The organism is Delftia sp. S65 (assembly GCF_016516495.1).
Taxonomy (GTDB): domain Bacteria; phylum Pseudomonadota; class Gammaproteobacteria; order Burkholderiales; family Burkholderiaceae_C; genus Comamonas; species Comamonas acidovorans.
In genome coordinates this window covers 272,818-298,871 of sequence record NZ_JACVUR010000003.1, presented here as the reverse complement: position 1 = coordinate 298,871, position 26,054 = coordinate 272,818, and the positions used below count along the sequence as shown (strand labels likewise).

General features: G+C 67.0%; 26 protein-coding genes. 4 read left to right on the top strand and 22 right to left on the bottom strand.

The window, feature by feature from the left end; genetic code table 11:
• Positions 1-78 precede the first annotated feature (78 nt).
• The 10 genes from IAE24_RS04970 to IAE24_RS04925 form a co-directional block, all read right to left on the bottom strand.
• A complete protein-coding gene (locus tag IAE24_RS04970; RefSeq protein ID WP_013801816.1) occupies positions 79-948 on the bottom strand; it encodes a class III extradiol dioxygenase subunit beta in 870 nt (289 codons plus the stop codon).
• A gap of 1 nt (position 949) precedes the next feature.
• On the bottom strand, positions 950-1,408 hold the full coding sequence (ligA, locus tag IAE24_RS04965; protein ID WP_012206248.1) for a protocatechuate 4,5-dioxygenase subunit alpha: 459 nt from the start codon (positions 1,406-1,408) through the stop codon (positions 950-952).
• A gap of 48 nt (positions 1,409-1,456) precedes the next feature.
• Entirely contained in the window at positions 1,457-2,374 is a 918-nt protein-coding gene (locus IAE24_RS04960) for an amidohydrolase family protein (RefSeq protein ID WP_034395666.1), read from the bottom strand.
• 13 nt (positions 2,375-2,387) lie between these two features.
• Positions 2,388-3,071, bottom strand: coding sequence for a 4-carboxy-4-hydroxy-2-oxoadipate aldolase/oxaloacetate decarboxylase (ligK, locus tag IAE24_RS04955; protein WP_071956256.1), 684 nt, complete (start codon positions 3,069-3,071; stop codon positions 2,388-2,390).
• 33 nt (positions 3,072-3,104) lie between these two features.
• A complete protein-coding gene (locus tag IAE24_RS04950) occupies positions 3,105-4,133 on the bottom strand; it encodes an amidohydrolase family protein (protein ID WP_063325669.1) in 1,029 nt (342 codons plus the stop codon).
• Positions 4,134-4,182: 49 nt separating this feature from the next.
• Positions 4,183-5,565 (bottom strand): MFS transporter, encoded by a 1,383-nt coding sequence (locus IAE24_RS04945; RefSeq protein WP_199959477.1) that lies wholly within the window; start codon positions 5,563-5,565, stop codon positions 4,183-4,185.
• A 101-nt stretch (positions 5,566-5,666) separates the two neighbouring features.
• Entirely contained in the window at positions 5,667-6,791 is a 1,125-nt protein-coding gene (locus tag IAE24_RS04940) for a 4-oxalomesaconate tautomerase (RefSeq protein ID WP_199959484.1), read from the bottom strand.
• Positions 6,792-6,971: 180 nt separating this feature from the next.
• Positions 6,972-7,490: a hypothetical protein gene (locus IAE24_RS04935; protein WP_034395652.1), complete on the bottom strand. Its 519-nt coding sequence runs from the start codon at positions 7,488-7,490 to the stop codon at positions 6,972-6,974.
• A 184-nt stretch (positions 7,491-7,674) separates the two neighbouring features.
• Positions 7,675-8,685, bottom strand: coding sequence for a tripartite tricarboxylate transporter substrate binding protein (locus IAE24_RS04930; protein ID WP_199959487.1), 1,011 nt, complete (start codon positions 8,683-8,685; stop codon positions 7,675-7,677).
• Positions 8,682-9,545, bottom strand: a complete 864-nt coding sequence (locus IAE24_RS04925) for an amidohydrolase family protein (protein WP_199959489.1) — start codon at positions 9,543-9,545, stop codon at positions 8,682-8,684. Before IAE24_RS04925 ends, IAE24_RS04930 begins: the two co-directional genes overlap by 4 nt.
• A gap of 122 nt (positions 9,546-9,667) precedes the next feature.
• Between IAE24_RS04925 and IAE24_RS04920 the strand changes: the two genes are divergently transcribed.
• On the top strand, positions 9,668-10,555 hold the full coding sequence (locus IAE24_RS04920) for a LysR family transcriptional regulator (RefSeq protein ID WP_199959492.1): 888 nt from the start codon (positions 9,668-9,670) through the stop codon (positions 10,553-10,555).
• Between the two features lie 150 nt (positions 10,556-10,705).
• Positions 10,706-11,482, top strand: coding sequence for an SDR family oxidoreductase (locus IAE24_RS04915; RefSeq protein ID WP_199959493.1), 777 nt, complete (start codon positions 10,706-10,708; stop codon positions 11,480-11,482).
• A gap of 124 nt (positions 11,483-11,606) precedes the next feature.
• Here the strand turns inward: IAE24_RS04915 and IAE24_RS04910 are convergent, their stop codons facing one another.
• Positions 11,607-12,044, bottom strand: coding sequence for a phage late control D family protein (locus tag IAE24_RS04910; protein WP_325100508.1), 438 nt, complete (start codon positions 12,042-12,044; stop codon positions 11,607-11,609).
• A gap of 661 nt (positions 12,045-12,705) precedes the next feature.
• On the opposite strand from IAE24_RS04910, the gene IAE24_RS04905 reads away from it, so the two are divergent.
• Positions 12,706-13,131 carry a Fur family transcriptional regulator gene (locus IAE24_RS04905; protein ID WP_012206260.1) on the top strand — a complete coding sequence of 142 codons (426 nt, stop codon included), beginning with the start codon at positions 12,706-12,708 and terminating at the stop codon, positions 13,129-13,131.
• A gap of 114 nt (positions 13,132-13,245) precedes the next feature.
• Here IAE24_RS04905 and IAE24_RS04900 read toward each other — a convergent pair whose 3' ends face one another.
• The 6 genes from IAE24_RS04900 to IAE24_RS04875 form a co-directional block, all read right to left on the bottom strand.
• The gene (locus tag IAE24_RS04900; protein ID WP_199959495.1) at positions 13,246-14,610 is read right to left on the bottom strand and encodes a DUF3526 domain-containing protein; all 1,365 of its coding nucleotides are present in this window, start codon (positions 14,608-14,610) and stop codon (positions 13,246-13,248) included.
• Complete coding sequence (locus IAE24_RS04895) at positions 14,607-16,034, bottom strand: ABC transporter permease (RefSeq protein WP_013801805.1); 1,428 nt, start codon at positions 16,032-16,034, stop codon at positions 14,607-14,609. Before IAE24_RS04895 ends, IAE24_RS04900 begins: the two co-directional genes overlap by 4 nt.
• Positions 16,031-16,858, bottom strand: coding sequence for an ABC transporter ATP-binding protein (locus IAE24_RS04890; protein WP_199959497.1), 828 nt, complete (start codon positions 16,856-16,858; stop codon positions 16,031-16,033). The genes IAE24_RS04895 and IAE24_RS04890 overlap by 4 nt, the downstream gene beginning before the upstream one ends.
• An 8-nt stretch (positions 16,859-16,866) precedes the next feature.
• Positions 16,867-19,077 carry a TonB-dependent siderophore receptor gene (locus tag IAE24_RS04885; RefSeq protein ID WP_199959499.1) on the bottom strand — a complete coding sequence of 737 codons (2,211 nt, stop codon included), beginning with the start codon at positions 19,075-19,077 and terminating at the stop codon, positions 16,867-16,869.
• A gap of 117 nt (positions 19,078-19,194) precedes the next feature.
• Positions 19,195-19,575 (bottom strand): DUF2946 family protein, encoded by a 381-nt coding sequence (locus tag IAE24_RS04880; protein ID WP_199959501.1) that lies wholly within the window; start codon positions 19,573-19,575, stop codon positions 19,195-19,197.
• Between the two features lie 134 nt (positions 19,576-19,709).
• Positions 19,710-20,324, bottom strand: a complete 615-nt coding sequence (locus tag IAE24_RS04875) for a TetR/AcrR family transcriptional regulator (RefSeq protein WP_012206266.1) — start codon at positions 20,322-20,324, stop codon at positions 19,710-19,712.
• 767 nt (positions 20,325-21,091) lie between these two features.
• On the opposite strand from IAE24_RS04875, the gene IAE24_RS04870 reads away from it, so the two are divergent.
• Positions 21,092-21,370: an H-NS histone family protein gene (locus IAE24_RS04870; RefSeq protein ID WP_012206267.1), complete on the top strand. Its 279-nt coding sequence runs from the start codon at positions 21,092-21,094 to the stop codon at positions 21,368-21,370.
• Between the two features lie 87 nt (positions 21,371-21,457).
• Here IAE24_RS04870 and IAE24_RS04865 read toward each other — a convergent pair whose 3' ends face one another.
• Genes IAE24_RS04865 through IAE24_RS04845 form a run of 5 tightly spaced genes read right to left on the bottom strand, consistent with a single transcriptional unit; the run spans position 21,458 to position 26,040 of the window.
• Positions 21,458-21,862 carry a RidA family protein gene (locus tag IAE24_RS04865; RefSeq protein WP_012206268.1) on the bottom strand — a complete coding sequence of 135 codons (405 nt, stop codon included), beginning with the start codon at positions 21,860-21,862 and terminating at the stop codon, positions 21,458-21,460.
• Between the two features lie 4 nt (positions 21,863-21,866).
• Complete coding sequence (locus IAE24_RS04860) at positions 21,867-22,319, bottom strand: acyl-CoA thioesterase (RefSeq protein WP_199959503.1); 453 nt, start codon at positions 22,317-22,319, stop codon at positions 21,867-21,869.
• Between the two features lie 9 nt (positions 22,320-22,328).
• Positions 22,329-23,969 (bottom strand): AMP-binding protein, encoded by a 1,641-nt coding sequence (locus tag IAE24_RS04855; protein ID WP_199959520.1) that lies wholly within the window; start codon positions 23,967-23,969, stop codon positions 22,329-22,331.
• A 41-nt stretch (positions 23,970-24,010) separates the two neighbouring features.
• A complete protein-coding gene (locus IAE24_RS04850) occupies positions 24,011-25,180 on the bottom strand; it encodes an acyl-CoA dehydrogenase family protein (RefSeq protein WP_013801799.1) in 1,170 nt (389 codons plus the stop codon).
• Positions 25,181-25,182: 2 nt separating this feature from the next.
• Positions 25,183-26,040 (bottom strand): enoyl-CoA hydratase family protein, encoded by an 858-nt coding sequence (locus tag IAE24_RS04845; protein ID WP_097201990.1) that lies wholly within the window; start codon positions 26,038-26,040, stop codon positions 25,183-25,185.
• Between the last annotated feature and the right edge of the window lie 14 nt (positions 26,041-26,054).

Here is a 26,054-nt window from a genome sequence, read left to right as displayed (position 1 = left end):
GTCTCCGTAGAGCCGCCTCAAGGAGGCGAAGGCCCCCTCGGGGGGCAGTGAATACACGCAGTGATGAACGTGGGGGCCTCAGCCGTTCTCCAGGATGAGGTGTCCCACGGCCGTATTGGACGCAGGCACATGGTAGAAGCGGTGGTTGACCTTGGGCAGCGGCGCGGGGCCATCCACATCGGCCATGGCGCCGCGCGCGATCAGCCACATCACCAGCTCGATGCCTTCGGAGCCGGCCTCGCGCACGTAGTCGATATGCGGCATCTTCGCCAGGCCGGCCGGATTCTCGATCAGCAGGTCCAGGAAGCGGTTGTCCCACTCCTTGTTGATCAGGCCCGCACGCGCGCCCTGCAGCTGGTGGCTCATGCCGCCCGTGCCCCAGATCTGCACGTTCAGGTCTTCGTCGAAGCTTTCCACGGCGCGGCGGATGGCACGGCCCAGGTTGAAGCAGCGTTGGCCCGACGGCACGGGGTACTGCACCACGTTCACGGCAAACGGAATCACCGGGCAGGGCCAGGCGCCTGTGCGCGCGTCCTGTTGGCCGCACATCAGCGACAGCGGCACGGTCAGGCCGTGGTCCACGTCCATCTTGTTGACGATGGTCAGGTCGAAGTCCTGCTGGATCACCGACTGCGCGATGTGGCTGGCAAGCTCGGGATGACCGACAACCTTGGGCACGGGGCGCGGGCCCCAGCCTTCGTCGGCGGGCTGGTATTCAGCGGCCGTGCCGATGGCAAACGTCGGGATGAAGTCCAGGCTGAACGCGGTCGCGTGGTCGTTGTAGACCAGGAAGATCACGTCGGGCTTGTTGTCCTTGAGCCATTGGCGCGAGTGCTCGAAGCCCTTGAACAGCGGCTGCCAATAGGGCTCGTCGGCCTTGCCCAGGTCCATGGCCGCGCCGATGGCGGGCACATGCGAGGTGTAGACGGATGCGGTGATGCGCGCCATGTCAGTTGCCTTCCTTGTTGTTCTTGTCCACGCTGCCGGCCTTGCCCTGCGGCTGGCGGTGGGCCTGGGCATCGCCCTCCTCGCCCACGCGACGATTGCCTTCGGCCGAACGGCCTCCGCCCACCATCATGTTGCGGTATTCCTCTTCGGACATGCCGGTCATGGAGCCTGCCATCTGCTGGAAGCTCTTGCCGTCCGTGGCGCCGATCTTGGCCAGGAAGTAGATGTTGCCGCCCGTGCGCATGCACCAGTTGAGGTCGCGGGCCAGCACGGCCTGCTTCTGTTCCTCGCTCATGGCCCATTCGTCCAGGTAGGCACGTTCGTCGGCCTTGAAGCGCTCGCGGTTCTCGGCCTTCATCAGTGACATGCAGAACTGGTTGAGCCAGTAGCCTTTGCGGGACTGCTCGGCATCAAAAATGATGGTGCCGGGCACGTCCAGATAGGGTTTGTCCAATGCCATGGATATCTCCTTGAATATGTCCGGCACCCAGGCCGGACATGGTCGCCTTCAGGCCTCTTCGGGCCAGTAAAGGCGCATGGGGTTGTCCACCAGCAGCTTGCGCTGCAGTTCGGCCGTGGGGGCGATGTGCGGGATGAAGTCGACCAGCAGGCCGTCATCGGGCATGTGGTCCTTGAGGTTGGGGTGGGGCCAGTCGGTTCCCCACAGCACGCGGTCGGGGAATTCCTCGACCACGCGGCGGGCGAAGGGCACCACGTCACGGTAGGCATTTTGCTCGCCGTCCAGCGCCTTGGGGCCGGTGACGGACAGGCGCTCGGGGCAGCTGACCTTGCTCCAGACGTTCTGGTGCTCGCGCATGAACTTGAGGAACAGCTCGAACTCGGGCCCGTCCACGGGCTTGTTCACATCGGGGCGGCCCATGTGGTCCACGACCACGGTGGTGGGCAGGCTGGTGAAGAAATCCCACAGCTCGGGCAGGTCCACGGCCTCGAAGTAGATGACCACGTGCCAGCCGAGCTTGGCGATGCGGCCCGCGATCTCCATCAGCTCGTCCTTGGGCGTGAAGTCCACCAGGCGCTTGACGAAGTTGAAGCGCACGCCGCGCACGCCGGCGGCGTGCAGCTCCTGCAGCTCCTCATCGGTCACGCTGCGGCGCACCGTGGCCACGCCGCGCGCCTTGCCGTTGGCGGCCTTGCAGGCATCGACCATGGCGCGGTTGTCGGCGCCGTGGCAGGTGGCCTGCACGATGACGTTGCGCGCAAAGCCCAGGTGGTCGCGCAGCGCAAACAGCTGCTGCTTGCTGGCGTCGCAGGGCGTGTACTTGCGCTCGGGCGCAAACGGGAATTCATCGCCGGGGCCGAAGACGTGGCAGTGGGCATCCACGGCGCCTGCGGGCACCTGGAACTTGGGCTTGGAGGGGCCGGCGTACCAGTCCAGCCAGCCGGGGGTCTTCTCGAAATTGCTCATGCGCTTCTCCTCCTCAATCGATATAGCGCAAGCCGGCCTTTTCCAGGGGCTCGCGCATCTTGTACATGTCCAGGCCCAGCACGCCGGAAGCCAGCTTGGCGCGCTTCTCGCCCTCGAAGCTTTCGCGCTTTTGCGCGGCTTGCAGCGTGGCGGCGGCCTTGGCGGCGGGCACGCAGACCACGCCGTCATCATCGGCCACGATCACGTCGCCGGGCGTGACCCACATGCCTGCGCAGACCACAGGGATGTTGACCGAGCCCAGCGTGGCCTTGATCGTGCCCTTGGAGGAGATGGCGCGGCTCCACACGGGAAAGTTCATTTCCTGCAGCGTCTTCACGTCGCGCACGCCGGCGTCGATGATCAGCGCACGCGCGCCGCGCGCCTGAAAGCTCGTGGCCAGCAGGTCGCCGAAGTAGCCGTCCGTGCATTCCGAGGTCACGGCCGCGACCACGATGTCGCCGGGCTGGATCTGCTCTGCGGCCACATGCATCATCCAGTTGTCACCGGGCTGCAGCAGCACGGTGACGGCCGTGCCCGAGACCTGCTGGCCCGCATAGATGGGACGCATATAGGGCTTGAGCAGGCCCACGCGGCCCATGGCCTCGTGGACGGTGGCCGAGCCCAGGGCGGCCAGGCCGTCGGCGGCCGCGCGGTCGGCGCGCTGGATGTTGCGGTAAACCACACCGAGTTCGTACATGGTGTTCTCCTTGGATCTGTGGTGGCGGCCTGCTTACAGGCCCTTTTGCTTGAGGGCGGCGTCCATGCGCGGGAACACGCGGCGCGCGTTGCCTTCGTAGACCTGGTAGCGCTCCTCTTCGGTGAGGTTGGCCGTGGCCTCGATGTAGCGCTTGGTGTCGTCGTAGTAGTGGCCCGTGGTCGGGTCGATGCCGCGCACGGCGCCGATCATCTCGCTGGCGAACAGGATGTTCTTGACGGGGATCACCTTGGTCAGCAGGTCGATGCCGGGCTGGTGGTAGACGCAGGTGTCGAAGAAGATGTTGTTGAGCAGGTGCTCGTCCAGCAGCGGCTTCTTGAGTTCCTGCGCCAGGCCGCGGAAACGGCCCCAGTGGTAGGGCACGGCGCCGCCGCCATGGGGGATCAGGAACTTGAGCGTGGGGAAGTCCTTGAACAGGTCGCTGGTCAGGCACTGCATGAAGGCCGTGGTGTCGGCATTCAGGTAGTGGGCGCCCGTGGTGTGGAAGCACGCGTTGCAGCTGGTGGAGACGTGGACCATCGCGGGGATGTCGTACTCCACCATCTTTTCGTAGATGGGATACCAGGAGCGGTCCGACAGCGGGGGCGAGGTCCAGTGGCCACCTGAAGGATCGGGGTTCAGGTTGATGCCCACGTTGCCGTACTGCTCCACGCACTTGACCAGTTCGGGGATGCAGGTGGCGGGGTCCACGCCCGGCGACTGCGGCAGCATGGCGGCGGGGATGAAATGCTCGGGGAACAGTTCGCTGACGCGGAAGCACAGCTCGTTGCAGATGGCGGCCCAGGTGCTCGATGTCTCGAAGTCGCCGATGTGGTGGGCCATGAAGCTGGCGCGCGGGCTGAAGATGGTGAGATCGGAGCCGCGCTGCTTCATCAGCTTGAGCTGGTTGGTCTCGATGGTCTCGCGGATCTCGTCGTCGCTGATCTTCAGGTCGCTGGCCCTGGGGGCCTTGGACGGGTCCTTGAGGCCTGCGATCTGCAGGTCGCGCCAGGCGCCCAGGGCCGCGGGCGCGGTGGTGTAGTGGCCGTGTACGTCGATGATCATCGGATGGTCTCCTGCGTCTTTATGGGGTGGGAATGTGTCAGTGGAGGGGTCAGTGGAGGGGTGCGGCAGGCGCCGCCCCGCCCTGCGGCTCGGGACTGCTGTACTGCTTGATGATGAGGGCGGCCATGGCGATCACGCCCGGAATGGCCACCACGGCAAAGATCTCGCTGAAACCCAGCTGGCGCGCCGACAGCTCGGCCACCAGGAAGGAGCCCGCAATGCCGCCGAAGCGGCCAATGCCCAGCATCCAGGCCACGCCCGTGGCACGGCCCCGCGTGGGGTAGTAGGCGGCGGCCAGCGCCGGCATGGACGATTGCGCGGTGTTCATGATGGTGCCGGCCAGGAAGACGGCCACCACCAGCCAGCCCAGGTGGCCGGCCGTCTGGCCTATCCACCAGATGGAGGCCGCCGTCAGCGCATAGCCGATGGCGATGATGCGGTTGGCATTGAAGCGGTCCATAAGCCAGCCGAACAGCACGGCGCCCACGCCGCCCAGCGGGAACAGCGCGGCCACCAGGGTGCCGGTCTTGGGGTCCAGGCCCGCTTCCTTGAACAGCACGGGCATCCAGTTCATCAGCGCGTAGAAGATGACCAGTCCCATGAAGTAGGCGATCCACAGCATGATCGAACCCACCCGGTACTCGCGCGACAGCACCACGCCCATGCCGCTGCTGGCCTGGGATTCGGGCTGGGGCTTGGACTCGGTCATCACGAAGCGCTGCACGCCCTGCACGGCATCACCGGCAATGCGCGCCAGCACCTTGCGGATGCGTTCGGCCGGGTAGTTGTTGGCCACCATGTGGCGCACCGACTCGGGCAGCAGCACGATCAGGGCCACCAGCAGCAGCAGCGGCGCGGCACCGCCCAGGATGAGCACGCTGCGCCAGCCGAAATGCGGGATCATCCAGGCTGCCAGAAAGCCGCCGAAGGCCGCGCCCAGCGGAAAGCCGCAGAACATGGCGTTGGTCAGCGTGGCGCGGCGCGAATCAGGGCAGTACTCGCTCATCAGCGTGACGGCATTGGGCATGGCGGCGCCCAGGCCCAGGCCGGTGACGAAGCGCAGCACGGCCAGCGTCCAGATGTCGGGCGAAAAGCCCGAAGCCAGGCAGGACACGGCAAACACCGCCACCGAACCCACCAGCACGGACTTGCGGCCCAGCCGGTCAGCCAGCGGACCAGAGAACAGGGCGCCTGCGGCCAGGCCGAACAGCGCCGCGCTGAGCACGGGCGCCAGCGCAGGCTTGCTCACGCCCCACTCGCCGATCAGCGAGGGCGCGATGTAGCCGATGGCCGCCGTGTCAAAGCCATCGAGCAGAACGATCAGGAAACACAGCGCAAAGATCACCCACTGGAATCCCGAGAACGGGTGCTCGTTGAGCAGGGTCTGCACATTGACGCCGGTTGCTGCGGCGTCCTTCTGGACGGATGTCATGACTTGTCTCTTCCACTGTCTCTCAGCCTGGCGGATACCGCATCTGCGCGCGCGGCCCGCCCCTTGCACTGCAGGGGCCGGCAAGCCCCTGCGCTGTTTCTTCAGTCCTGCCTGCGGCCGTCCCAGACCGAGCGCGGAACCATCACTTCGCCGCGCATCAGCAGGCGCGCCGTGCGCAGCAAGGCGGCCTTGGTCACCACCTCGGGATGTGCCGGATCGCTGTCCAGCGTCACGCTGAATTCGCCCGTGGGATGCTCCACCGACACCGTGAGCGGGCCCGCGCCCTGCGTGAGCTGCGCCACGCCGTCGCACACGGTGCCCGGCATCTTCACGGCCGTGCCCACGGTGACGGCTGCCAGCACGCCGATGGCGTCATGGCAGACGTGGGGGATGAAGCTGCGCGTGGTCAGCGCGCCGCCATGCTGGGGCGGCGCGATCAGCGTCATCTTGGGGTAGTTCTTGGCCGAGACATCGCCCAGGCCCATGGTCCGGGAGATCTGCAGGCGCAGCGCCTCGATGCGGCGCTTGAGATCGGTGTCGGCGTTGAGCTCGGCCACGGTCTCCAGGCCGGAGGCGTCCACGTCGGCGGCCTTGAAGATCACCAGCGGCATGCCGTTGTCTATGCAGGTGACGTCAAGCGTGAAGTCTTCGAACCCCTCGCCCGTCACCGTGACCGTGTCCCGGGGCTTGCCCGTGGGCAGCAGGCCCGAGCAGACCGAGCCGGCCGTGTCCAGGAAACTGATTTCGATGGGTGCCGAGCTGCCGGGCGCGCCGTCGATGCGGGCCGAACCTTCGTACTCCACCTGGCCGCCGGGCGTCTGCACGGTGATGTCGGCCGCCATGCCGGTGTTCAGCGTCAGCACGCGGAAGGTGCTGGTCTCGCCGCGCGAGGAGACCATGCCGGTCTCCAGCGCAAAGGGAACCACGCCGGCCAGCATGTTGCCGCAGTTGGGCGTGGTGTCCACCGTGTCCTTCTCGGGCTGCAGCTGGGCGAAGAGGAATTCGAGGTCGATGCCCTCCTTGTCGGAGAGGCTGACGATGCCAACCTTGCTGGTCAGCGGATGCGCGCCACCCACGCCGTCGATCTGCCGCTTGTCGGGCGAGCCCATGGCCGCGAGCAGCACGCGGTCACGCGTGGGCAGGGCGGAGGGAAGATCGGTGGCCCGGAAGAAAGGGCCCTTGGAAGTACCGCCCCGCATCAGCAGGCAGGGAATGGCCGTTTGCATGGCTGTCTCTATCAGTATGGGTATGACAGCTATTGTGAGCATGGCGCGGGCCAGGCACCACTGAGCAAGCCCGCTAGCAGCTATAGCAAACCGGCATAGCTCAGTGCCAGGCTTGCGCTGCGGGTTGCGGCGCCCGTGCGCCGCAACTGCTTGATACAACTTATTTTTGTGCGGTGCCGCTCAATCGCGGCCATGGCCTCGGCCGCGATCATGGCCATGCCCGGGGCCACGGTGATCATCACCACGCCCGCCATGGCGATCGTGGCGGTCGTCACGGTCCCAGCGGCGGTCATCGCGGCGGTGTTCCCATTCGCGGTGGCGGCGCTCCTCGCGCCAGCGCGGATCGGGACGCGGCGGCCCGGCATGCCAGTGCGGCGGCGGGTTGCGCAGGAAGTACACCGGGCGGCCGCAGGCGCCGTAGCGGGCGCAGTGCTTGCCCCAGTGCTTGGCGTGGCCCGGGGGCACCCACATGTAGACAGGCGGCGGAGCCATGGGGGCCGGCGCAATGATCACGGGGCGCTGGTACAGCAGCGCTGGCGGCGGCGCGTTGCCGATGTCCACGGTGCCGTAGACGCCCGGTGCCAGCTGGCCCGAGACCGAGCCGCTGATGTAGGTCTGCGCCTGGGCCGCAAGGGCCGAGCAGGCCAGCGCAAAGGCGGCCGCGGCGCGCAAGGTGGTTCGCAAGGTGAGCAGGGCCATGTTCTTTTGAAGTGGGTGAAACAGGAAAGGCCCCGTTTCTACCAAGCGCGCGGGGCCGCGTGGGCCGCTGCGCCTGAAAAGGTGTAAGAACCCGTTCAAGCCAGCGCCCGTACCTGTTCAACGCGCCAGGGCTGCCTGCGGTGTACAGCAGACCGCAATGGTCCGCTTTCTAGCCTGCACGCGCTCAGTCCAGCTTGAGCCGGGAATCCTTCACCACCTTCTGCCATTTGGCGATCTCGGCGCGGCGGAAGGTCTCCAGCTCGGCCGGCGTGGAGCCTATGGGCTCGGCGCCTATGCCAGCGAGCCGCTCCACGATGGCAGGCTCGCGCAGCACCTTGGCCAGCACCGTGGACAGCCGGTTCACGATGGCGGGCGGCGTGCCGGCCGGCGCAAAGATGGCGTTCCATTCATAGGTCTCGTAGCCGGGCACGCCCGACTCGGCAATGGTCGGCAGCTCGGGCGCGGCCTTGGAGCGCTCCAGCCCGCCCACGGCCACCGCGCGCAGCTTGCCGGTCTTCACGTGCTGCCAGGCCGAGCCCATGCTGGCAAACATCAGCGGCACCTGGCCCGACATCACATCCATCATGGCCGGGCCGCCGCCCTTGTAGGCCACATGGTGCAGCTGCGTCCTGGCCAGCAGGTTGAACAGCTCGCCCGCCAGGTGCTGGGCCGAGCCCGGACCTGCGGACGCAAAGTACAGATGCCCGCCCCCTTCGGAGCGGCCGGCCTGGATCAGGTCCTGCACGCTCTTGATGGGCGACGAAGGCGCAACCACCAGCACATTGGGCACGCGCAGCAGCAGCGAGACCGGCGCGAAGGCCTTGAGCGTGTCGAACTGCATGCGCGCGTGGATGGCGGGGTTCTGCGCGTGGTTGGAGGCATCGAGCATCAGCGTGTAGCCGTCGGGCTGGGCCTTGGCCACCTGGGCACCGCCGATCATGCCGCCTGCCCCGCCCCGGTTCTCGATCACCACGGGCTGGCCCAGCTCGGCAGACAGCCTGGGGCCGATCAGGCGCGCCACCACATCGACGGTTCCGCCGGGCGGATAGGTCACGACCAGGGTGACGGGGCGCTCGGGGTAATTGGCCACTGCAGCCGCTGCAGCCGCTGCAGCCGGCGCGGCCATGCCGGCAACAGCCGAAAGCAGGCCTGCTGCCGCCCACAGGCTGGCGGTGCGTCTGGACAGGGAATTCATGGTGTGTCTCCTTGGTTTGGCATGTCGTTTTGGAATCGGAACAGCTCGAAGGCGGTGCGGCCCAGCACGGCCTGCAGGGGGCCGGCATCGTCCAGCCAGTCCTGCAGCCAGCGCACGGCCGCCGTATAGCTGGCCTGGCCGGCGTGCTGCGTGTGCGGCCAGTCGCTGCCCCAGAGCAACCGCCCGGCCGTGAAGGCCTGCAGCAATTGCGCGGTGGCCTGCCGGCCCGAGGCGGCGCAGCCGGCGGCCTGCCAGATGCGGTAGGGCGCAGACAGCTTGACCCACACACGGCCGCTGTCGGCCTGCTGCAGCAGATAGCCAAAGCCCGGGTCGCGCACGCCCAGGGCCGGGTCAGGGCGCCCGAAGTGGTCAACCACCACGCGGCAGCCGGCCGCCAGCAAGGCGGGCAGCAGGTCCGGCAGGCGCTCGGCCTGCAGGTGCAGCTCCACATGCCAGCCCAGGGTGTTGGCCTGCTCCAGCACGCGGTGCCAACCGGGCGCATTCAGATCGGGCAAAGGCAAGCCGATCAGGTTCAGGCGCATGCCCACCACGCCGGCATCGGCCAGGGCCTGCAGTTGTTCATCGCCCGTGCTCTCATCCACCACGGCCACGCCGCGCAGGCGCTGCGGCTGGGCGTGCAGCGCCTGGAGCAGGTAGCTGTTGTCCGTGCCCAGAAAGCTGGGCTGCACCAGCACGCCATGGGCCAGGCCGTGCGTGTCCAGGTGGTGCAGATAGGTGCCCAGGAGCGCATCCTCGTCGGGCGCATAGCGGCGCGCATCCGGCATGGGCAGGCCACGCTCGAAGACATGGGCGTGGGTATCGACGCTGGACGCAATGGCGAACCGGGGCACGGCAGACACGGGAAGAACTCCTTGTGGGTTGCGCCACGCAAGGCGCGGCGCTGGGGGCATGGGGTCGGATTCTAGGAACGGTGGGTATATATTTCCATTCTTCAAAATGGATTTATTCATACCGGATCAATATGGAAACCCGGCATCTGCGCTACTTTCTCGCGGTGGTGGACCAGGGCAGCGTCAGCCGCGCAGCCGACTGGCTGGGCATTGCACAGCCGGCCCTGAGCCAGACCCTGGCCCGCATGGAAAAAGACCTGGGCGTGCAGCTGTTCCAGCGCTCACGCCAGGGCGCCCTGCCCACCCCAGCCGCCCTGGCCATGCTGGACGATGTGCGCACCAGCGTGGCCCGCATAGATGCCGCCGCCAGCCGCGCGCGCGAGATCGCCAGGGGCAGTGCGGGCCAGTTGACCGTGGGCCTGGTGTCCTCGGCGCTTTTCGGCACCCTGCCCCGCGCCCTGCGCGCGTTGCGGCAGCAGGCGCCCGGCGTGCGCGTCATCCTGCGCGAGATGAGCAATGCCGAGCAGGCCGAGGCCCTGCAGACGGGCGCCATCGACATCGGCCTCATGCACACGCCCGTGGCCGTGGGCGGGCGCATGCGCGAGCGCCAGCTGCTGCGCGAGCGCCTGGTGGCCGCCGTGCCCGATGAATTCCAGATCGGCGAGGACGGCCGGGTCAGCCTGGCCCAGATCGCCGAGGCCGGGCTGGTGATGTACCCGCAGGCGCAATTGCCCGTGCTGCATGCCGGCATCCTCGACGCGCTGCGCAAGGCCGGGCACGAGGCCCATGTGGCGCAGGAAGCCAACCGCACCCTCACCGTGCTGGCCTGCGTGGCCGGCGGCTGCGGCGTGGCCCTGCTGCCCAGCTGGATACGCTCCATGGACTTTCGCGGCGTGCGCTTTTGCGAGGTGCGTGACGGCCAGGCCCTGCCCAGCCTGGACCTCAGCGCCATCTGGCCCGCACGCTCCACGCCCACGCTGGCCGACCTGTTCGCGCACCTGGACCTGGGCGAAGACTGAGCTCTCCCTAGCCCGCTGCGACCATGTGCAGCGCGGCACAACCCGGAACCACCGAGCGCGGCCCGGCGCCAGTGCAAGAAGCGGGATGCGCGCCCGCCTGCGCCGCACTACAAACCGCTTTCCCTCATTCACGGAAAGAAAAGGTGCGAGATGCAGCCATCGCCACAGCAACTCCACGGAAAAGTCGCCCTCATCACGGGCGCCAGCTCAGGCATAGGCCGCGAAGCCGCCAGGCTGTTTGCCCGCCACGGCGCCAGGCTGGTCCTCACGGCCCGCCGCCAGGCGCAACTGCAGACGCTGGTGGCAGAGATCGAGCAGGACGGCGGCCAGGCCATCGCGCTGGCCGGCGACGTGCGGGACGAGCGGCTGGCACAGGCGCTGGTCGAGACCGCCACGGCACGCTTTGGCGGCCTGGACATCGCCTTCAACAATGCCGGCATGACCGGCGATCCCTGCGCCCTCCCCGATCTCTCGCTGCAGGCCTGGCAGGACGCCATCGCCACCAACCTCACCAGCGCCTTTCTGGGCGCCAGGCACCAGATACCGGCCCTGCTGGCACGCGGCGGCGGCTCGCTGATCTTCACGTCCACCTTCGTGGGCCATACGGCGGGCCTGCCCGGCATGGGCGCCTATGCCGCCAGCAAGGCCGGCCTCGTCGGCCTCACCCAGGTCATCGCCGCCGAATACGGCCCCCGCGGCCTGCGCGCCAACGCCCTGCTGCCCGGGGGCACCGACACTCCCATGGGCCGCGCCAGCACCCCCACGCCCGAGGCGCGCGCCTTCGTCGAAAACCTGCACGCGCTCAAGCGCCTCGCCACGCCCGCAGAAATCGCGGCGGCGGCGCTGTTTCTGGCGTCGGACGCATCCAGCTTCATCACGGGGACGGCCATGGTGGTCGATGGTGGCGTGTCCATCAACCGGACTTGAACGAGATCCCTGGCCGGCATGCCCAGGCCAGGGGCCGCAGCGCCTGGACCGCATCTGTCCCCGTCCTGGCCATGCCTGCCCGTGCAACTTCAGGGCCGTCGCTGCAATGGCGGCCCGGCTTGATTTACTGCTCCAGCTGCCGGGCGTGGATGTTTTGCGGATCGCCTGCGCCGGCCTTTTCAGGAGGATAGAAAGGAATGGATTCATCCCCGGGCAATGCGCCGTGCGAGGCATGCTCGAAGAAGAAGTAGATGCCTTCGTGCTGCATCCATCGCGGGACAAGGTCGCAATCGCTTTCGTTGTATTGAACGCAGCAGTACCCGCTGCGATTGCCGCGCGTGAGTTTCTTTCGCAGCGGATGGCCATAGACGCCCAATACCTGCTCGATGATGTCGGGCACGGTCTGGTTCTGGAGGATGCGAAAGTCGCTCCTGCGCTCGGCCAGCCACAGCCAGGGGCTCAGGCGGGCCTTGCAGGCGTAGCCGCGGTGGACCTGGCCCTGCATGCCCAGGCGGGCGACGATTCCGTAGATGTAGCGCATTGCGCCGCCCTGGATTTGTATTTCTAGGGTGGTGCTTTATCCAACAGGGCCTTGGCGAAGATGCTTTCGCTGAGCATTTCCCAATCGAGGCTGAAAGGCTGGCTGATTTTTTTTCCGGCCGCGCAATTCGCAAAAATGCACTTCATGGCCCAATCGCCTGTGGATCGCGACTCGGCATGTCATTGCGCAAACCACCCTGGGCGTCAGTTCCGGGGCGGCCTCCTTTCCCCTTTCAAGGGAACGGATCATGGACAAACGAAGCGCATTGAGGCAATCTACCCGTATTGGCAATACACTGTCCATGTAAGTAATTGCATCTCACCTTGGGCCAGCGCCACCTCCTGCAGCCCTGACGGTAAGCACCACACATACCCTCATTCCAAGCACTCTTCAATCAATAGATCAATTACATCCCATTACAGCATTGTTGACGGCTATGGCATTTAACCAGCGCATAAGGTCCATCGAATGCTCACCACATATACTCGCGAAAACTGGCAGGAATGGAGCATCTGGTGTCTGTCAAATGGAATTTCTTCCCCTTGGGGCAGAGATCCATTGCACACACTGCATCTCCATGCTTGTGGGACCCGCAGGTAAACACAGTGTAAATTTCAGCTGTGAGCGCTCGTGAGCACTGATTAATCGCGTCGAGATTGTTATAGTAAATAACGGAACCACCATGACTAGACACACTCAGCCCATCGTGGAGCGCTTGTTCAGGCCTATGGAACGCTCGACCCGTCAACGCAGCTCGATACGCACGGTCATGGAAGAGGCTGGACGCCCCTTGCTTCCGGCCGAGATCCTCGGCGCAGCGCAGCGCGAGGTGCCAGCCATCGGGCTGGCCACGGTGTACCGCAACATCAAGCAGCTGATGGAAGCGGGCGAAGTGCAGGCCGTGGACCTGCCCGGCGAGGCCACGCGCTACGAACTCAGCGGCCGCGCCCACCACCACCATTTCCGCTGCATGAGCTGCAACCGCGTGTTCAACGTGCCCGGCTGTCCGGGCGACATGCAGCGCATCGCCCCCGAAGGCTTTGTGGTGGAGCGCCATGAGATGACGCTGTACGGCGTCTGCAGCGACTGCCACCAGAACGTGCAATAACAGGGAGCCGCCCGCCTCAGGCTCAGCCTCGGGCCCACGGATCCAAGAAGATGACAGCCATGGTGCAGGCCCTGCCTGAACCATGGCTGTTTCTTTTTTCACTCGCCCTTGGCCTCAGCGCCTGCCCGGCCGCACGCGGCCTGCGGCAACACCGCCGGCCAGCAAGGCCAGCGCAGCCACCACCCACAGCATTGCCGTCTGCCCCCAGGCCTGCCGCGCAGGCCGCGGGCTGGCCGTGAAGACGGGCTGGGCTGCAAAATCCTGCGCACCGAATGTGCGGTCCTCAAACAGATAGGGATAGAGGAAGGCGCGCAGGCGCGCGTGAAAGGCGGCGATGTCGTCCTGATAGGCCAGTTGCGCCAGCAGGTCGGTGCCGGCCTGGCGGTGCAGCGCAGCCTGCACGCCCACGCCGGGCAGCAGCCAGCCCAGGCGCCCGGTCCAGGCCTGGCGTGCCTGCAGGCCGGCGCGGTAGGCGGCGAACTGGGATGCGACACTTTCGTCGCCGAGCTGCTGGAAGGCGTAGTACCACTTCCAGTGAAAGCCCGCAGGCAGCGGCGCGGTGTCGCGCCATTCGGGGTGGTTGCGGAAAAAGCGCTCCATGGTCTGCTCGCGCGGCAGGTCCCAGGCGCCATGCACGGTCTGGCGCTGGGCCAGCATCAGCTCCACGCCCTGGCTCACGGGGATGGCGCGCGAGAGTGCGGCATTGGCCAGCGTGGGCAGCACCAGGGTCAGCACGGCCCAGCAGCCCATGAGGGCCATGGCATTGGCGACCGAGCTGCCGCCCAACGCGGCAACCACCAGGCACAGGCCGCTCCAGAAAACCACATAGGCCGTGGCGGACAGCAGCACCGTGACAAGGGCACCCGCCGCTGCCCCGCCGGCCAGTGCACCTGCCAGGGCAGGCAGCGCCACGCAGGCCAGCACCAGCACGGAACGCAGTCCCGCACGGCGCAGCCACAGCCGCCGCCCGGTGCCAGGCATGGCCTGCAGCATGCCCAGGCGGCCCGATTCGCGCTCGCCCGACACCAGGTCGTAGAGCAGCGCGATCAGGAACAGCGGCACCAGGTAGACCAGCACAAAGGCGAAGTCGAAGCGGCCCGCCAGCGCCAGTTCCGGGTTGAAGCTTTCGCCTTCATGCAGCTGTGCCTGCAGCGCCAGGGCGCGCACCCGCAGCACATAGGGCGCGGCATCGCGCAAGCCCAGGGCCAGAAAGGCCGTGGACGATGGCGCATCCCAGGTGGCGTGAAAGCCGTAGTAGGCCACCGAGCCTGCATCGCCGGACTGCGCATGCCGGCTTGCCTGGGCCGCCATGTCCTGCTGCTGCAGTTGCGCAAGGCGGTCCAGGGTCAGGCGTTGCGAGGCGATCTCGCGCAGGCCAGACAGCACCGCCAGCGTGGACAGCAGCAACAGCAAGGCCAGGGCGCACAGCGCCAGGCGCGAGCGCGTCAGAAGACGCCATTCATGCAGGAGCCAGCTCATCGCGCCACCCTCCCCAGCCGTTGCGTGGCCAGCAGCAAGGCCACCGTCAATACAGCCAGCCATGCCAGCAGCACATAGGCGGCAGGCGCCGCGCGACGCAGGGCCGCCAGCGGTGGATCGGGCTCGTGGTGGAAATCGGAGACGCCGCGCCAGTGCTCGTGGCCGATGCGGTTGTCGCGGCTCGATCGGTCGCCCGCATAGCTGAGCTTGTCCACCTGCAGGCGGTTGAGGGCCTGCACCATGCGGTAGCGATGCTGCTCGGCCTGCTCCAGAAAGCGCCGGTAGCCTTGCAGGTCGGTCCCGGCCACGGCCATGGACAGGCGGCGCAGCGCGATCACGGGGCTGATCAGGGCAAATGCGTCAGCCCGGCGCAGTTGCTCGGCCTGCAGATCGAAGCTGGCCTCGGCATGGCGCCTGAAGAGTTCACTCGTCAACCGCTCGCCTTCCATGCCGACCAGGCCCTTGTAGTTGACGGGCAGGTCCTCTACGCGCGAGACACCGTACTGCGCCAGCACCCTGGCGCGGAAAGCGGCGAAATAGGGATCGTCGGGATTGTGGCTGTCGCCCAGCGCCGCCAGCTCGCGCGCGGTGGCGATGTCGGTCTCGAAGCGCGTGGGCAGCGCCAGGGCAGATCCCACCAGCTCCGGCACCAGACGGGGCAGCAGCACCACGGCGACGGCCCAGGCCGCCAGCAGGGCCAGCAAGGCATCGCGCCCGCGCCGCATGAAGGCCGAGACAGCGACGATGCCCACCGCCCAGAGCATCAGCCACAGTACATGGCCTGCCGCCAGCGTGGCCACCAGGCTGATGGGCACCGGCGTGGCCACGACCATCCAGGCCAGGGCCAGCAGGGCCGGCAGCAGCACCAGGGCCGCCACGCCCGCCAGCGCCAGCAGCTTGCCGGCCACGAACTGCCGCGTGCCCACGCCCTGGGCCAGCAGCACGCGCAGGGTGCCGGCCTCGCGCTCGCGTGCAATGCAGGCATGGCCCATGAAGATCAGCAGCAGCGGCGCCAGCACCTGCAGCACAAAGGCCGGCGTGAGCTGGCCGAACCGCAGCAGCAGCGAGGACTGGCGCACATCGCCGAAGTTGGCGCTGTTTTGGCGGTGGCCCTCCAGAAACAGCGTGTGGCCGGTGTAGGCGTCGATGCCCGCATCGAAGGCTGCCAGCGGATTGAGCGGGCGGAACACGAAGTGGCCGTAATGCACCATGCGGTGCGGATGGCGGTCGGGCTGGGCTTCGAACTCGCTGTCCACCTGGGACTGGTGGCGCTCGCGCTGGGCCTGGGCCGCGCTGCGCTGGTCCCAGGCGGTGAAGGCTGCAGCGGCGCTGAGCAGCAGCCACAGCGCCATCCCCAGCACGGCCACGCGGTCGCGCAGCAGCAGGCGCCATTCCTCGCGCGCAATGGTCCAGGCCGCGCTCATGCCGCCGCTCCCTGCGTGTCGGCTTCAATGTGCGTGTGCGTGTGCGTGTGCGTGTGCGTGCCCGTGTCCGTGCCCACCCCTGCATAGTGGCGGTGCAGTGCGCGCACATCGAAGCGCTCCTCTCCGCTGGCCGCCACTTCCTCGACCAGGCGCCCGCCTGCGATGAAGCCCATGCGGTCGGCCACGTCGGCGGCCCCCAGCAGGTCGTGCGTGACCATGAGAATGGCCACGCCCTGCCCGCGCAACTGCATGAGCAGTCGGCTGAACTCGGCCGTGGCCTGTGGGTCCAGGCCCGAGGTGGGTTCGTCCAGCAGCAGTGCCGGCACCCTGCGCGCCAGCGCCAGCGCAATCGCCACTTTCTGGCGCATGCCCTTGGAAAAGCCGGAGACACGCCGGTCGTGCGCGGCGGCGTCCAGCCCTGCGGCAGACAGCGCCTGGCCGATGGCGCCTGCCGCGGCCGGCTGGCCCGCCAGCTCCAGCAGGTAGGCCACGTTCTCGCGCGCACTCAGGTGCTCGTACAGCGCCACGTTCTCGGGGATATAGGCGATCAGGGCACGCGCCTGCGCAGGCGCCGTCACCGGGTCCACGCCCTGAACGCGCACCTGTCCGCTGCGCGGCCGCACAAAGCCCAGCAGCAGGCTCAGCGTGGTGGTCTTGCCCGCGCCGTTGGCGCCCAGCAGCGCATAGATCTCGCCCGCATGCACGGCCAGGTCCAGGCCCTGGAGGATGGTGCGCTCGCCATAGTCCACCACGGCGCCCAGCGCTTGGAGCACGGGCGTGGAGGCAGAAGTGGGGTTGGAAGAAACAGGAAGGGATGGATGCATGGCGGGGCTCAGAACTTTGCTTGAAGGCCTACGGTGACGGTGCGGGCCGTGCCCGGCGTCACCCACAGCCGGCTGTACGAGCTGGTGTAGTAGGTCTTGTCAAAGAGGTTGTCCACGTCCAGCGTCAGGCGCAGCGTGGGGCTGATGCGCCAGTAGGCAACCAGCTTGGCCGTGGTGTAGCTGGGCAGCTCGAAGGCGGCCTTGCCGGCATCGGCCTCGGCCTGCGTGCGGGCCTGGCCCAGGCGCTTGCCCATGTGGGTGACGCCGCCGCCGATGCCGTAGCGCTGGCCGTTGGAGAAGGCGTTTTCATAGACGGCCAGCACGCTGCCATTGACCTTGGGCACGTTGAGCAGGCGCCCGCCCACCTCCAGCGTGTTGTCGCGGGAGATCTCCACATCGTTGAGCACCAGGCTGGCGTTCAGGCGCCAGCGTTGCGTGACCTGGCCGGCAAAGTCGAATTCCAGGCCCCGGCTGCGGATCTCGCCGGCCGAGACCGAGTAGCCGGCGTTGCCCGGGTCGGCCGTCAGCACATTGCGCTTGCGGATGTCGAACAGCGCTGCCGTGGCACCCATGCGCTGGTCGGCACTTTCCCACTTGGCGCCCAGCTCCATGGAACGGCCGGATTCTGGGCTGAATCCCGCACCGGCCACATCGATGCCCACGTTGGGCCGGAACGAGCGGCCCGCGTTGGCATAGAAGGTCCATTGCGGCAGCGGCAGCCAGCTCAGGCCCAGGCGCGGCGAGGTCGAGGCCGGGTCCTGCTGCGTGGTCGCCCCCGTGCGGCGGTTGTGCAGCGACTGGTCGTAGCGGTCCATGCGCAGGCCGGCCACCACACGCCATTGGGGCGAGAGCTTGATGGCGTCCTGCAGGTAGAACGCCGTGTTGCGCTGCCGCTCGAAGGTGTCGGTATTGGCCGTGGGCACGGGGCGCGCGCCGCCGTAGATGGGGTTGTAGATGTTGATGGCGTAGGGATTGGCTGCCGTCGGGTTGGCGCGCAGCATCAGCGTGTCCATCTCGAAGCGAAAGCTCTCCAGGCCCAGCAGCAGTTCGTGCTCGACGGTGCCCGTTTTCACCGTGCCCTGCAGCTCGGCCTGCACGGCGATGTCGTCGGACTGGTAGTCGCGAAATCGCCGCTGGCGCGTGAGGTCGCCATTGGCCAGCAGCGCGTGCGGCTCGGTGGAAAAACCGTTGATCGAGGTTTCTCGATAGGACAGGCCCAGGCGGCTGCGCCACTGCGCATTCCACTCATGCGAGAGGATGAACTGGTGGGTGCGGTTTTCCACCGTCACATCGCCGTCGCCCGGCTCGCCCAGGAAGCGGCTGCGCGAGATGGCGCCCAGCCGGTCGCCCACGGCCACCACGCCGCGGTCCAGCGGCGTCTTGTGGCGCAGCAGCTCGCCCGAGTACTCCAGCACCGTATCGCGCCCCAGCTTCCAGGTGAAGGCCGGTGCGATCACCTGGCGGCTGGCGCCCACGAAATCGCGGAAGCTGTCGCGGTCCTCCACGGCGATGTTGAGCCGGTAGGCAAAGTTCTCGCCCACCGGTCCCGTGGTGTCCAGCGCGCCACGCCGCAGGCCGTAGCTGCCCGCATAGGCTTCCACGGAATGCGAAGGCGTCCACAGCGGGCGCTTGGAGACCACATTCAGCGTGCCGCCCGGCTCGCTGCTGCCGTAGAGCGCAGCGGCCGTGCCCTTGAGGAACTCGATGCGCTCCACGCCGGCCAGGTCACGCGGCGCATTGAAGCCGCGCCCCGAGGAAAAACCGTTGAACAGGGTAGCCATGCCCACGTTCTGGTCGCCGGGCAGGCCGCGGATGACGATGTTGTCCCACAGCCCGCCAAAGTTGTTCTGGCGCGAGACGCCGCCCACGTAGTCCAGCACGTCGTCGAGCTTGGTGGCGCCCAGGTCGTCCATGGCCTGGCGCGTGATCACGCGCACCGACTGCGGCAGCTCGCGCAGCGGCAGGTCGGTCTTGGCGCCGGCCGCCTCGTCGGTGTGATAGGCGCCCGAGGCCGTTCGGCCCACGACTTCCACGGCAGGCAGCAGCGCCTGCTCCTGCGGGGAAGCGGAGGCGGCGGCGGCGGGGCCGGGGCCAGGGCCGGAGGACGGATCCTGGCCTTGGGCCAGCGCAGGCATGGACAGGAAGGCGGCAGCGCTCAGGGCAAGCGGCAGCGGGCGAAGGCGGGGAAGCGGCTTCGCGGGGAAGAAGAAGACAGTCATGATGAAAACGGGCACGGGCGCATGCCGCCGGCATCCACAGCCGGCGCGCGCAAACACGGACATGCCGCCAGCACCAATGGGCGCTGGCGGCAGAGAAGGAGAAAAGTGCTTGCGGGTTCAGCGCGGGGGGTCGCGCGATGCAAAGGCCCAGCGGTTCTGCGAGGGGATGGCGCCGCCCACGGTGCGCGGCGGCACCCTCTCGGGCGGCGCGGCCACGGCCAGCGGCAGGCCGAAGTGCGGCAGCCAGGCCGCCGCATGCGGTGCATGGCCCATGCACCATACGCAGACGGCTTCGGCGGCTTCGACGACTTCAGCCTTTTCGCCAGCCTGGCCGCGTTGGCCGGCCTGCGCATCATCTTCGCAGCCGTTGAGGCCCGCAAAAGCCTGTGCAGGCCCGGCCACCGCCTGCCGGATATGCGTTGCGCCGTGCAGGGGCATGCCAATGGCCGTGTTGAAGAACACGGCCAGCAATAGCAGGCGCAAAACAAGCAGACGCATAAGACAGCGATCTTACTATTGACAGTTAAATATCATTAACAACCCGCCGCCATTTTCTGCACAGGGCCAAGACAGCAGCGCGGGAATATGCCACCGGCATGTGACAGGCCGATTGGCGATTTTCAGCCTTGCGCCTATTTATCTGCCGGTCCCACGCCCCGGAAGAACATGTCGCAGATCTGGTCCGCCACCTTCTCCAGCGAGCCCTTGCGGGGGTTGAACCAGGACTGTATGGAGTTGATGCTGCCCAGGATCATGATGCGCGCCAGGTGGATGTCGGCGTCGGCCCGCAGGCGGCCTTCGGCACGCAGGTCTTCCAGCAGGCCGCTCCAGAATTTCTGGTGGCGCTCGCGGCGCTTGATCTGGCGCTCGCGCACCTTGTCGGGCAGCTGGCCCAGCAGCCGGCCGTGGGCCAGGGCGAAGTCGCCATGCTTTACCAGCCCCGCCATCTGGCCCAGCACGGCTGCGCGAAAGCGCTGCTCGGCCGTGGCGTCGGCGCCCAGCGCGGCAAGGCGCTCCTGCTGTTGGCTGATGATGCGGTTGCCGCCCTGCTCCATGACCTCGTCCACCAGTTCCTCCTTGGAGGCGAAGTGGTAGTAGATGCTGGCGGCCTCGATCCCGGACTGCTCGGCAATGTTGCGCATGGTGGTGGCAGAGTAGCCCTGCTCACCGAAGGTACGGGCGGCCAGCTTGAGAAGGGTCTCGCGGGTCTCGTTGCCGTCGTGGGCGCTGGTCTGCCTTCTTGCCATGTCTGCCAGGTGGTGGATCGTTGTAGTGCGGCGATCCTAACAGGCTGTTGGTAGCGCGCCAATCAAGCGTTCGGTGCCGCCCGCCCGCCGACTGCCGCATGGCCGGGCCGCGAAATCCGATTCAAGAATCACCCTTGAAACAACTGCAGGCTGCAATGGCTCCGGCAATCGGGAAGCCGATGCGCTTGTCCTGTATAGACAGAAGGCGCCGCCATTCACCATTCGAACGAGCGGTCTTTGACAATAAAAAAACCTATCCCGCAAATCGATTATTCAAATGAAACCACAGGTATCAATCAATGCATTGAATAACTCGATCAAATCACATGTAATATATTTTATAAATCGCTTTTATGATTTGATTGATAAAATGCAAATGTTGATTGTTTTCCATAACCAAGGCGGAACTTTCGCGGCCAACGTTGCGCACTCCCCTGAAAAAGCCATGACAGCACGTCGTCTCCAGAGGAGGAAGCGCCAACCACAGTGCTCTGCAAATGTAACAACGGCACAACAGCTTTTGTAAAGTGCCGGTTATCCAGATTGCCCTGGATATAATGCGGATCGCCTTGGAATATGCCCGGGCATGAGAAGAAGCGCCCTACCCTCCATAGAGCGCCAACATCATCAGTATTTGTACTTACGGTGAGTTCTTCATCCCCACTGCACATGCACCAGAATTGACCATTCTGCAAAGAGTCCTGGGTCCAGGCTCTTGCTGCGCAGTTTTCACACAAATAGCCGCACTTAGAAATTCTTCCATCAAGATGACTACATACCAAGAGCTGATTGCCCAGAAAAAATTGCTCGACCAGCAAATCGACGATGCCCGCAAGCTGGAGTCCAAAGCGGCCCTGGCATCGGTGCAGGAGCTGGTCCGTGAGTTCGGCTTCACGGCACAACAGGTCTTCCCCTGGAAGCCCGATGGCAAAAAGAGCGCTCCCGCCAAATACCAGGACCCCGAGTCCGGCAAGACCTGGACCGGCCGCGGCAAGCCGCCGAACTGGATCCTGGGCAAGGACCGCACCCTGTTCGAAATCAAGTGAGTCCCTGCCGCGCATGTGCCCGCCCGCTCGGCGGCTCACATGCGCGGGCATTGCCCGGTTGGCGCGCGAATGGCGCGCGGATGGACATCAGGCCGGCACCACCGCCGTGACCTCGATCTCCACCTTGGCCCGGTCTTCCACCAGATCCGCCACCTCCACCGCCGTCATGGCAGGGAAATGCCGCCCGATCAGTTCGCGGTAATGCTTTCCAATGGCCGGATAGGCAGCCACGTATTCCTGCTTGTCGGTCACATACCAGGTCATGCGCACGATGTGCTCGGGCCTGGCGCCGCCTTCGGCGAGGATGGCGACGATATTGGCCAGCGCCTGCCGCACCTGTTCCGCAAAGTCGTCCGACTCGAATTGCTGCTGGCCGTTCCAGCCAATCTGGCCGCCGACGAACACCAGCCGGGAGCCGACCGTCATCTCGGTCAGGATGCCATTGGCATAGCCTCGGGGCGCCAGCCAGTCCGGGGGTTGCAGAGTCTTCATTGCTTCATCCTGTTCTCGTTGAATCCATAAAACCGTCCTGCGGCACCAGATAGGCCCGCAGGCGCTCGCGCAGATCGGCCGGCAGTGGCGTGGCCTTCATGCTGCGCAAATCCATGGTGACGATGGTCATGCGCGCAGACAGCCGGCGTTGGCCATCTGGCCCCTCGAAACGCACATCGAACTGGAACGACGCCCCGCCGATGCGGCGCACCTCCAATACCTGGCGCAGCGTGTCGTGCCAGCGGCTGGGCGCCGTGAAATCGCATTGCACCGACACCGTGGGCGTGCCCACCTGGCGCTGTACATGCAGGGTGTGGAATGGCAGGCCCATTCCCCTGTCGAACCATTCCTCGACCAGGTCGTTGACCATCTCGAAATAGCGCGGGTAAAAGACGATGCCGGCCGGATCGCAATGGCGAAACAGCACCTGCACCTGGCTGACGAAGGCGGAGGCCATGGCGCGCGCTCACGGCATCTTGCGCAGCACGAAGCGCTGCAGCTTGCCGGTCTCGGTGCGCGGCAGGGCCGGCACGAAGACAATGGCGCGCGGGTACTTGTAGGGTGCAATGCTGGCCTTGACGAAGGCCTGCAGCGTGGCCGCCATGTCGTCGCCGGCCGCAAAGCCGGGCTTGAGCACCACAAAGGCCTTGACCACCTGGCCGCGCTCGTCGTCTGCCGCGCCGATCACGCCGCATTCGGCCACGGCCTCGTGGCGCAGCAGCGCATCCTCCACCTCGGGGCCGGCGATGTTGTAGCCGGCCGAGATGATCATGTCGTCATTGCGCGCCTGATAGAACAGATAGCCGTCGGCGTCGCGCACAAAGGTGTCGCCGGGCAGGTTCCAGCCGTTTTGCACAAAGCGCTTCTGGCGCTCGTCGGCAAGATACCGGCAGCCGGTCGGCCCCTTGATGGCCAGGCGGCCGGGCGTGCCGTCGGGCACGGGCTGCATGTCGTCGTCCACCACCTGGGCCACGTAGCCGGGCACGACCTTGCCGATGGCGCCTGCGCGCACCTCCTCGGGCGGGCTGGACACAAACACATGGATGAGCTCGGTGCCGCCGATGCCGTCGATCATCTCGATGCCCGTGGCCTGCTTCCACAGCTGGCGCGTGGCGTCCGGCAGGGCCTCGCCGGCCGACACGCTTTTCCTGAGCGACGACAGGTCGAAGCGCGCTGCCTGCGCCGCCATCTGCCGGTAGAAGGTGGGTGCGGTGAAGACGATGGTGGCGCGGAAATCCTGCACCAGCTGCAGCAGCCCTTCGGGCGTGAGCTTCTCAGCCAGCACGGTGCTGGCGCCCACGCGCAGCGGAAAGCACAGCAGCCCGCCCAGGCCAAAGGTGAAGGCCAGCGGCGGCGTGCCGCAGAAGATGTCGTCCGGGCCCGGCCGGATCACATGGCGCGGGAACAGGTCGCACATGGCCAGCACATCGCGGTGGAAATGCATGCAGCCCTTGGGCGCGCCCGTGGTGCCGCTGGTGAAGGCGATCAGGCAGACATCGTCTGCCGATGTATCGCAGCAGGCGAAGGTGTCGGGCTTGGCTGCGGCCAGGGCGTCCAGCGCATCGGCTGCGCCGTCGTTGAAATACAGCACGTGCGAGAGGCCGGGGCAGTGGTGCTCGTGGCCGGGCTGCAGGCACAGCTGCACCTCGTCCTTGAGGCGCACATCGCACAGCACGGCCTGCACCTGGGCCTTGGCGATGATCTGCTGCAGCTCCTTGGCACGCAGCAGCGGCATGGTGGGCACCGTCACCAGCCCGGCCTTGATGGCGGCCAGCCAGGACGCAGCCATCATGGCGTTGTTGGGGCCGCGCAGCAGCAGCCGGTTGCCGGGCACCAGCTGCAGGTCTTCCACCAGCACATGGGCGATGCGGTTGGTCAGCGCCTGCAGTTCGGCATAGGTCATGGCGGCCTGGTCCGCGCCCTGCCTCCAGCGCAGGGCAACGCGCCCGCCCTGGCCGCGCGCCACCATGGCATCGACCAGTTCGGCCGCGCAGTTCAGGCGTTCGGGATAGGCCACGTCCGGCCCGTCGAGCAGGAACTCGGGCCATTGGTCGGGTGGCGGCAGATTGTCCCGGGCGAAAGTATCGATGTGGGCGGAGGCTTGCATGCGATGTTCCCTGGCTTTGCGTTGAATGGGCAGCCTGCCGCTCAGGCCTTGAGCAGCTCGCGCGCGATGATGAGTTTTTGCACCTCGGTCGCGCCCTCGTAGATGCGCAGCGCGCGGATCTCGCGGTACAGCGTCTCCACCGGCATGCCCGAGACCACGCCCGCCCCGCCGAACATCTGCAGCGCGCGGTCGATCACGGCCTGGGCCGATTCGGTGGCCGTCATCTTGGCCATGGCCGCCTCGCGCGTGGTGCGCGTCTTCTTCACATCGCGCATCCAGGCGGCGCGGTAGGTCAGCAGGGCCGATGCGTCGATGGCCGTGTCCATGTCGCCCAGCGCGGCCTGGGTCAGCTGCAGGTCGCCCAGGGTCTGGCCGAACATGCGGCGCGACTTGGCGCGTGCCAGGCCTTCGTCCAGCGCGCGGCGCGCAAAGCCCAGTGCGGCGGCGGCCACCGAGGCGCGGAAGATGTCCAGCGTCATCATGGCCAGCTTGAAGCCCTGCCCCGGCTCGCCCAGGCGCTGCGACACGGGTATGCGGCAGTTGTCGAAACGGATGGTGGCCAGCGGGTGCGGCGCGATCAGTTCGATGCGCTCGCCAATGGAAAAGCCCGGCGTGTCCGCATCGACCACGAAGGCGCTGATGCCGCGCGCGCCCGGCGCCTCGCCCGTGCGGGCGAACACGCAGTAGAAGTCGGCAATGCCGCCGTTGGAGATCCAGGTCTTGGCGCCGTTGAGCACATAGTGGTCGCCTTCGAGCCGCGCCTCGCAGGCCATGGCGGCCACGTCGGAGCCCGCATCGGGCTCGGACAGCGCAAAGGCCGCAATGGCCTCGCCGCGCGCCACGCGCGGCAGGTAGCGCTGGCGCAGCGCATCCGACCCCATGAGCGATATCGCGCCGCTGCCCAGGCCCTGCATGGCAAAGGCGAAGTCGGCCAGGCCTTCATGGCGGGCCAGGGTCTCGCGCAGGATGCAGACCGCGCGCGAGTCCACCTCGGGCAAGGCCCCGCCCCAGGCGCCGCCGGGGCCGGACGGCACGGCATAGCGCAGCCAGCCGGCCTGGCCCAGGGCCTTCACCAGTTGGCGGCAGGCCGCATCGGCATCGTGGTGGTCCACATCGCCCAGGGATTGGGCGCACCAGGCGTCGGCCTCATGCGCCAGCGTGCGGTGGGCGTCGTCGAAGAAGGGCCAGTCCAGCCAGGAGGAATCACGCATTTTCAGTTTCCTTCAAAGACAGGCTTTTGCTTGGCCACGAAGGCCTCGTAGGCGCGGTGGAAGTCGCGCGTCTGCATGCAGATGGCCTGGGCCTCGGCTTCGGCCTCGATGGCCTCGTCCACGCCCATGTTCCATTCCTGGTGCAGCAGCTTCTTGGTCACGCCATGGGCAAAGGTGGGGCCTGCGGCCAGCTGGGCGGCCAGCGCGTGGGCGGCTTCGCCGATCTGTTCGGCGTCGTGCAAGGCATTGAAGAAGCCCCAGGCAGCGCCCTCCTCGGCCGTCATGGCGCGGCCCGTGTACAGCAGCTCGGAGGCGCGGCCCTGGCCGATCATGCGCGGCAGCAGCGTGCAGGCGCCCATGTCGGCACCGGCCAGGCCCACGCGGGTGAAGAGAAACGCCGTGCGCGCGGCCGGCGTGCCCAGGCGCATGTCGGCGGCCAGTGCCACCATGGCACCCGCGCCGGCGCAGATGCCGTCCACCGCCGCCACGATGGGCTGCGGGCAGGCGCGCATGGCCTTGATCAGGTCGCCCGTCATGCGCGTGAAGTCCAGCAGCTCGGGCATGCTCATCTTGGTGAGCGGGCCGATGATCTCGTGCACATCGCCGCCCGAGCAGAAATTGCCGCCCGCGCCCGTGACCACCACGGCCTTGATGTCGGTGGCATAGACCAGGGCGCGGAACAGGTCGCGCAGCTCGGCGTAGGAGCCGAAGGTCAGCGGGTTCTTGCGCTCGGGCCGGTTCAGGGTGATGGTGCCGATCTTGCCGTCGGCCGATACCTGCCACACAAAGGTCCTGGCCTCGTAGCCGGCCAGGGGGCGCTTGTGGTGCTTCATGCTGTGTTCTTCGGGCTGGGTGCTCATGGTGTCTCCATCAA

Coding starts and splice junctions, on each gene's coding strand:
- IAE24_RS04860 (WP_199959503.1), bottom strand. CDS start 22,319: ATGGCCTCCGCCTTCGTCAGCCAGGTGCAGGTGCTGTTTCGCCATTGC.
- IAE24_RS04895 (WP_013801805.1), bottom strand. CDS start 16,034: ATGAGCGCGGCCTGGACCATTGCGCGCGAGGAATGGCGCCTGCTGCTG.
- IAE24_RS04890 (WP_199959497.1), bottom strand. CDS start 16,858: ATGCATCCATCCCTTCCTGTTTCTTCCAACCCCACTTCTGCCTCCACG.
- IAE24_RS04900 (WP_199959495.1), bottom strand. CDS start 14,610: ATGAGCTGGCTCCTGCATGAATGGCGTCTTCTGACGCGCTCGCGCCTG.
- ligK (WP_071956256.1), bottom strand. CDS start 3,071: ATGTACGAACTCGGTGTGGTTTACCGCAACATCCAGCGCGCCGACCGC.
- IAE24_RS04880 (WP_199959501.1), bottom strand. CDS start 19,575: ATGCGTCTGCTTGTTTTGCGCCTGCTATTGCTGGCCGTGTTCTTCAAC.
- ligA (WP_012206248.1), bottom strand. CDS start 1,408: ATGGCATTGGACAAACCCTATCTGGACGTGCCCGGCACCATCATTTTT.
- IAE24_RS04905 (WP_012206260.1), top strand. CDS start 12,706: ATGACTAGACACACTCAGCCCATCGTGGAGCGCTTGTTCAGGCCTATG.
- IAE24_RS04845 (WP_097201990.1), bottom strand. CDS start 26,040: ATGAGCACCCAGCCCGAAGAACACAGCATGAAGCACCACAAGCGCCCC.
- IAE24_RS04935 (WP_034395652.1), bottom strand. CDS start 7,490: ATGGCCCTGCTCACCTTGCGAACCACCTTGCGCGCCGCGGCCGCCTTT.
- IAE24_RS04970 (WP_013801816.1), bottom strand. CDS start 948: ATGGCGCGCATCACCGCATCCGTCTACACCTCGCATGTGCCCGCCATC.
- IAE24_RS04850 (WP_013801799.1), bottom strand. CDS start 25,180: ATGCGTGATTCCTCCTGGCTGGACTGGCCCTTCTTCGACGACGCCCAC.
- IAE24_RS04855 (WP_199959520.1), bottom strand. CDS start 23,969: ATGCAAGCCTCCGCCCACATCGATACTTTCGCCCGGGACAATCTGCCG.
- IAE24_RS04915 (WP_199959493.1), top strand. CDS start 10,706: ATGCAGCCATCGCCACAGCAACTCCACGGAAAAGTCGCCCTCATCACG.
- IAE24_RS04945 (WP_199959477.1), bottom strand. CDS start 5,565: ATGACATCCGTCCAGAAGGACGCCGCAGCAACCGGCGTCAATGTGCAG.
- IAE24_RS04865 (WP_012206268.1), bottom strand. CDS start 21,862: ATGAAGACTCTGCAACCCCCGGACTGGCTGGCGCCCCGAGGCTATGCC.
- IAE24_RS04940 (WP_199959484.1), bottom strand. CDS start 6,791: ATGCAAACGGCCATTCCCTGCCTGCTGATGCGGGGCGGTACTTCCAAG.
- IAE24_RS04930 (WP_199959487.1), bottom strand. CDS start 8,685: ATGAATTCCCTGTCCAGACGCACCGCCAGCCTGTGGGCGGCAGCAGGC.
- IAE24_RS04870 (WP_012206267.1), top strand. CDS start 21,092: ATGACTACATACCAAGAGCTGATTGCCCAGAAAAAATTGCTCGACCAG.
- IAE24_RS04885 (WP_199959499.1), bottom strand. CDS start 19,077: ATGACTGTCTTCTTCTTCCCCGCGAAGCCGCTTCCCCGCCTTCGCCCG.
- IAE24_RS04920 (WP_199959492.1), top strand. CDS start 9,668: ATGGAAACCCGGCATCTGCGCTACTTTCTCGCGGTGGTGGACCAGGGC.
- IAE24_RS04960 (WP_034395666.1), bottom strand. CDS start 2,374: ATGAGCAATTTCGAGAAGACCCCCGGCTGGCTGGACTGGTACGCCGGC.
- IAE24_RS04875 (WP_012206266.1), bottom strand. CDS start 20,324: ATGGCAAGAAGGCAGACCAGCGCCCACGACGGCAACGAGACCCGCGAG.
- IAE24_RS04950 (WP_063325669.1), bottom strand. CDS start 4,133: ATGATCATCGACGTACACGGCCACTACACCACCGCGCCCGCGGCCCTG.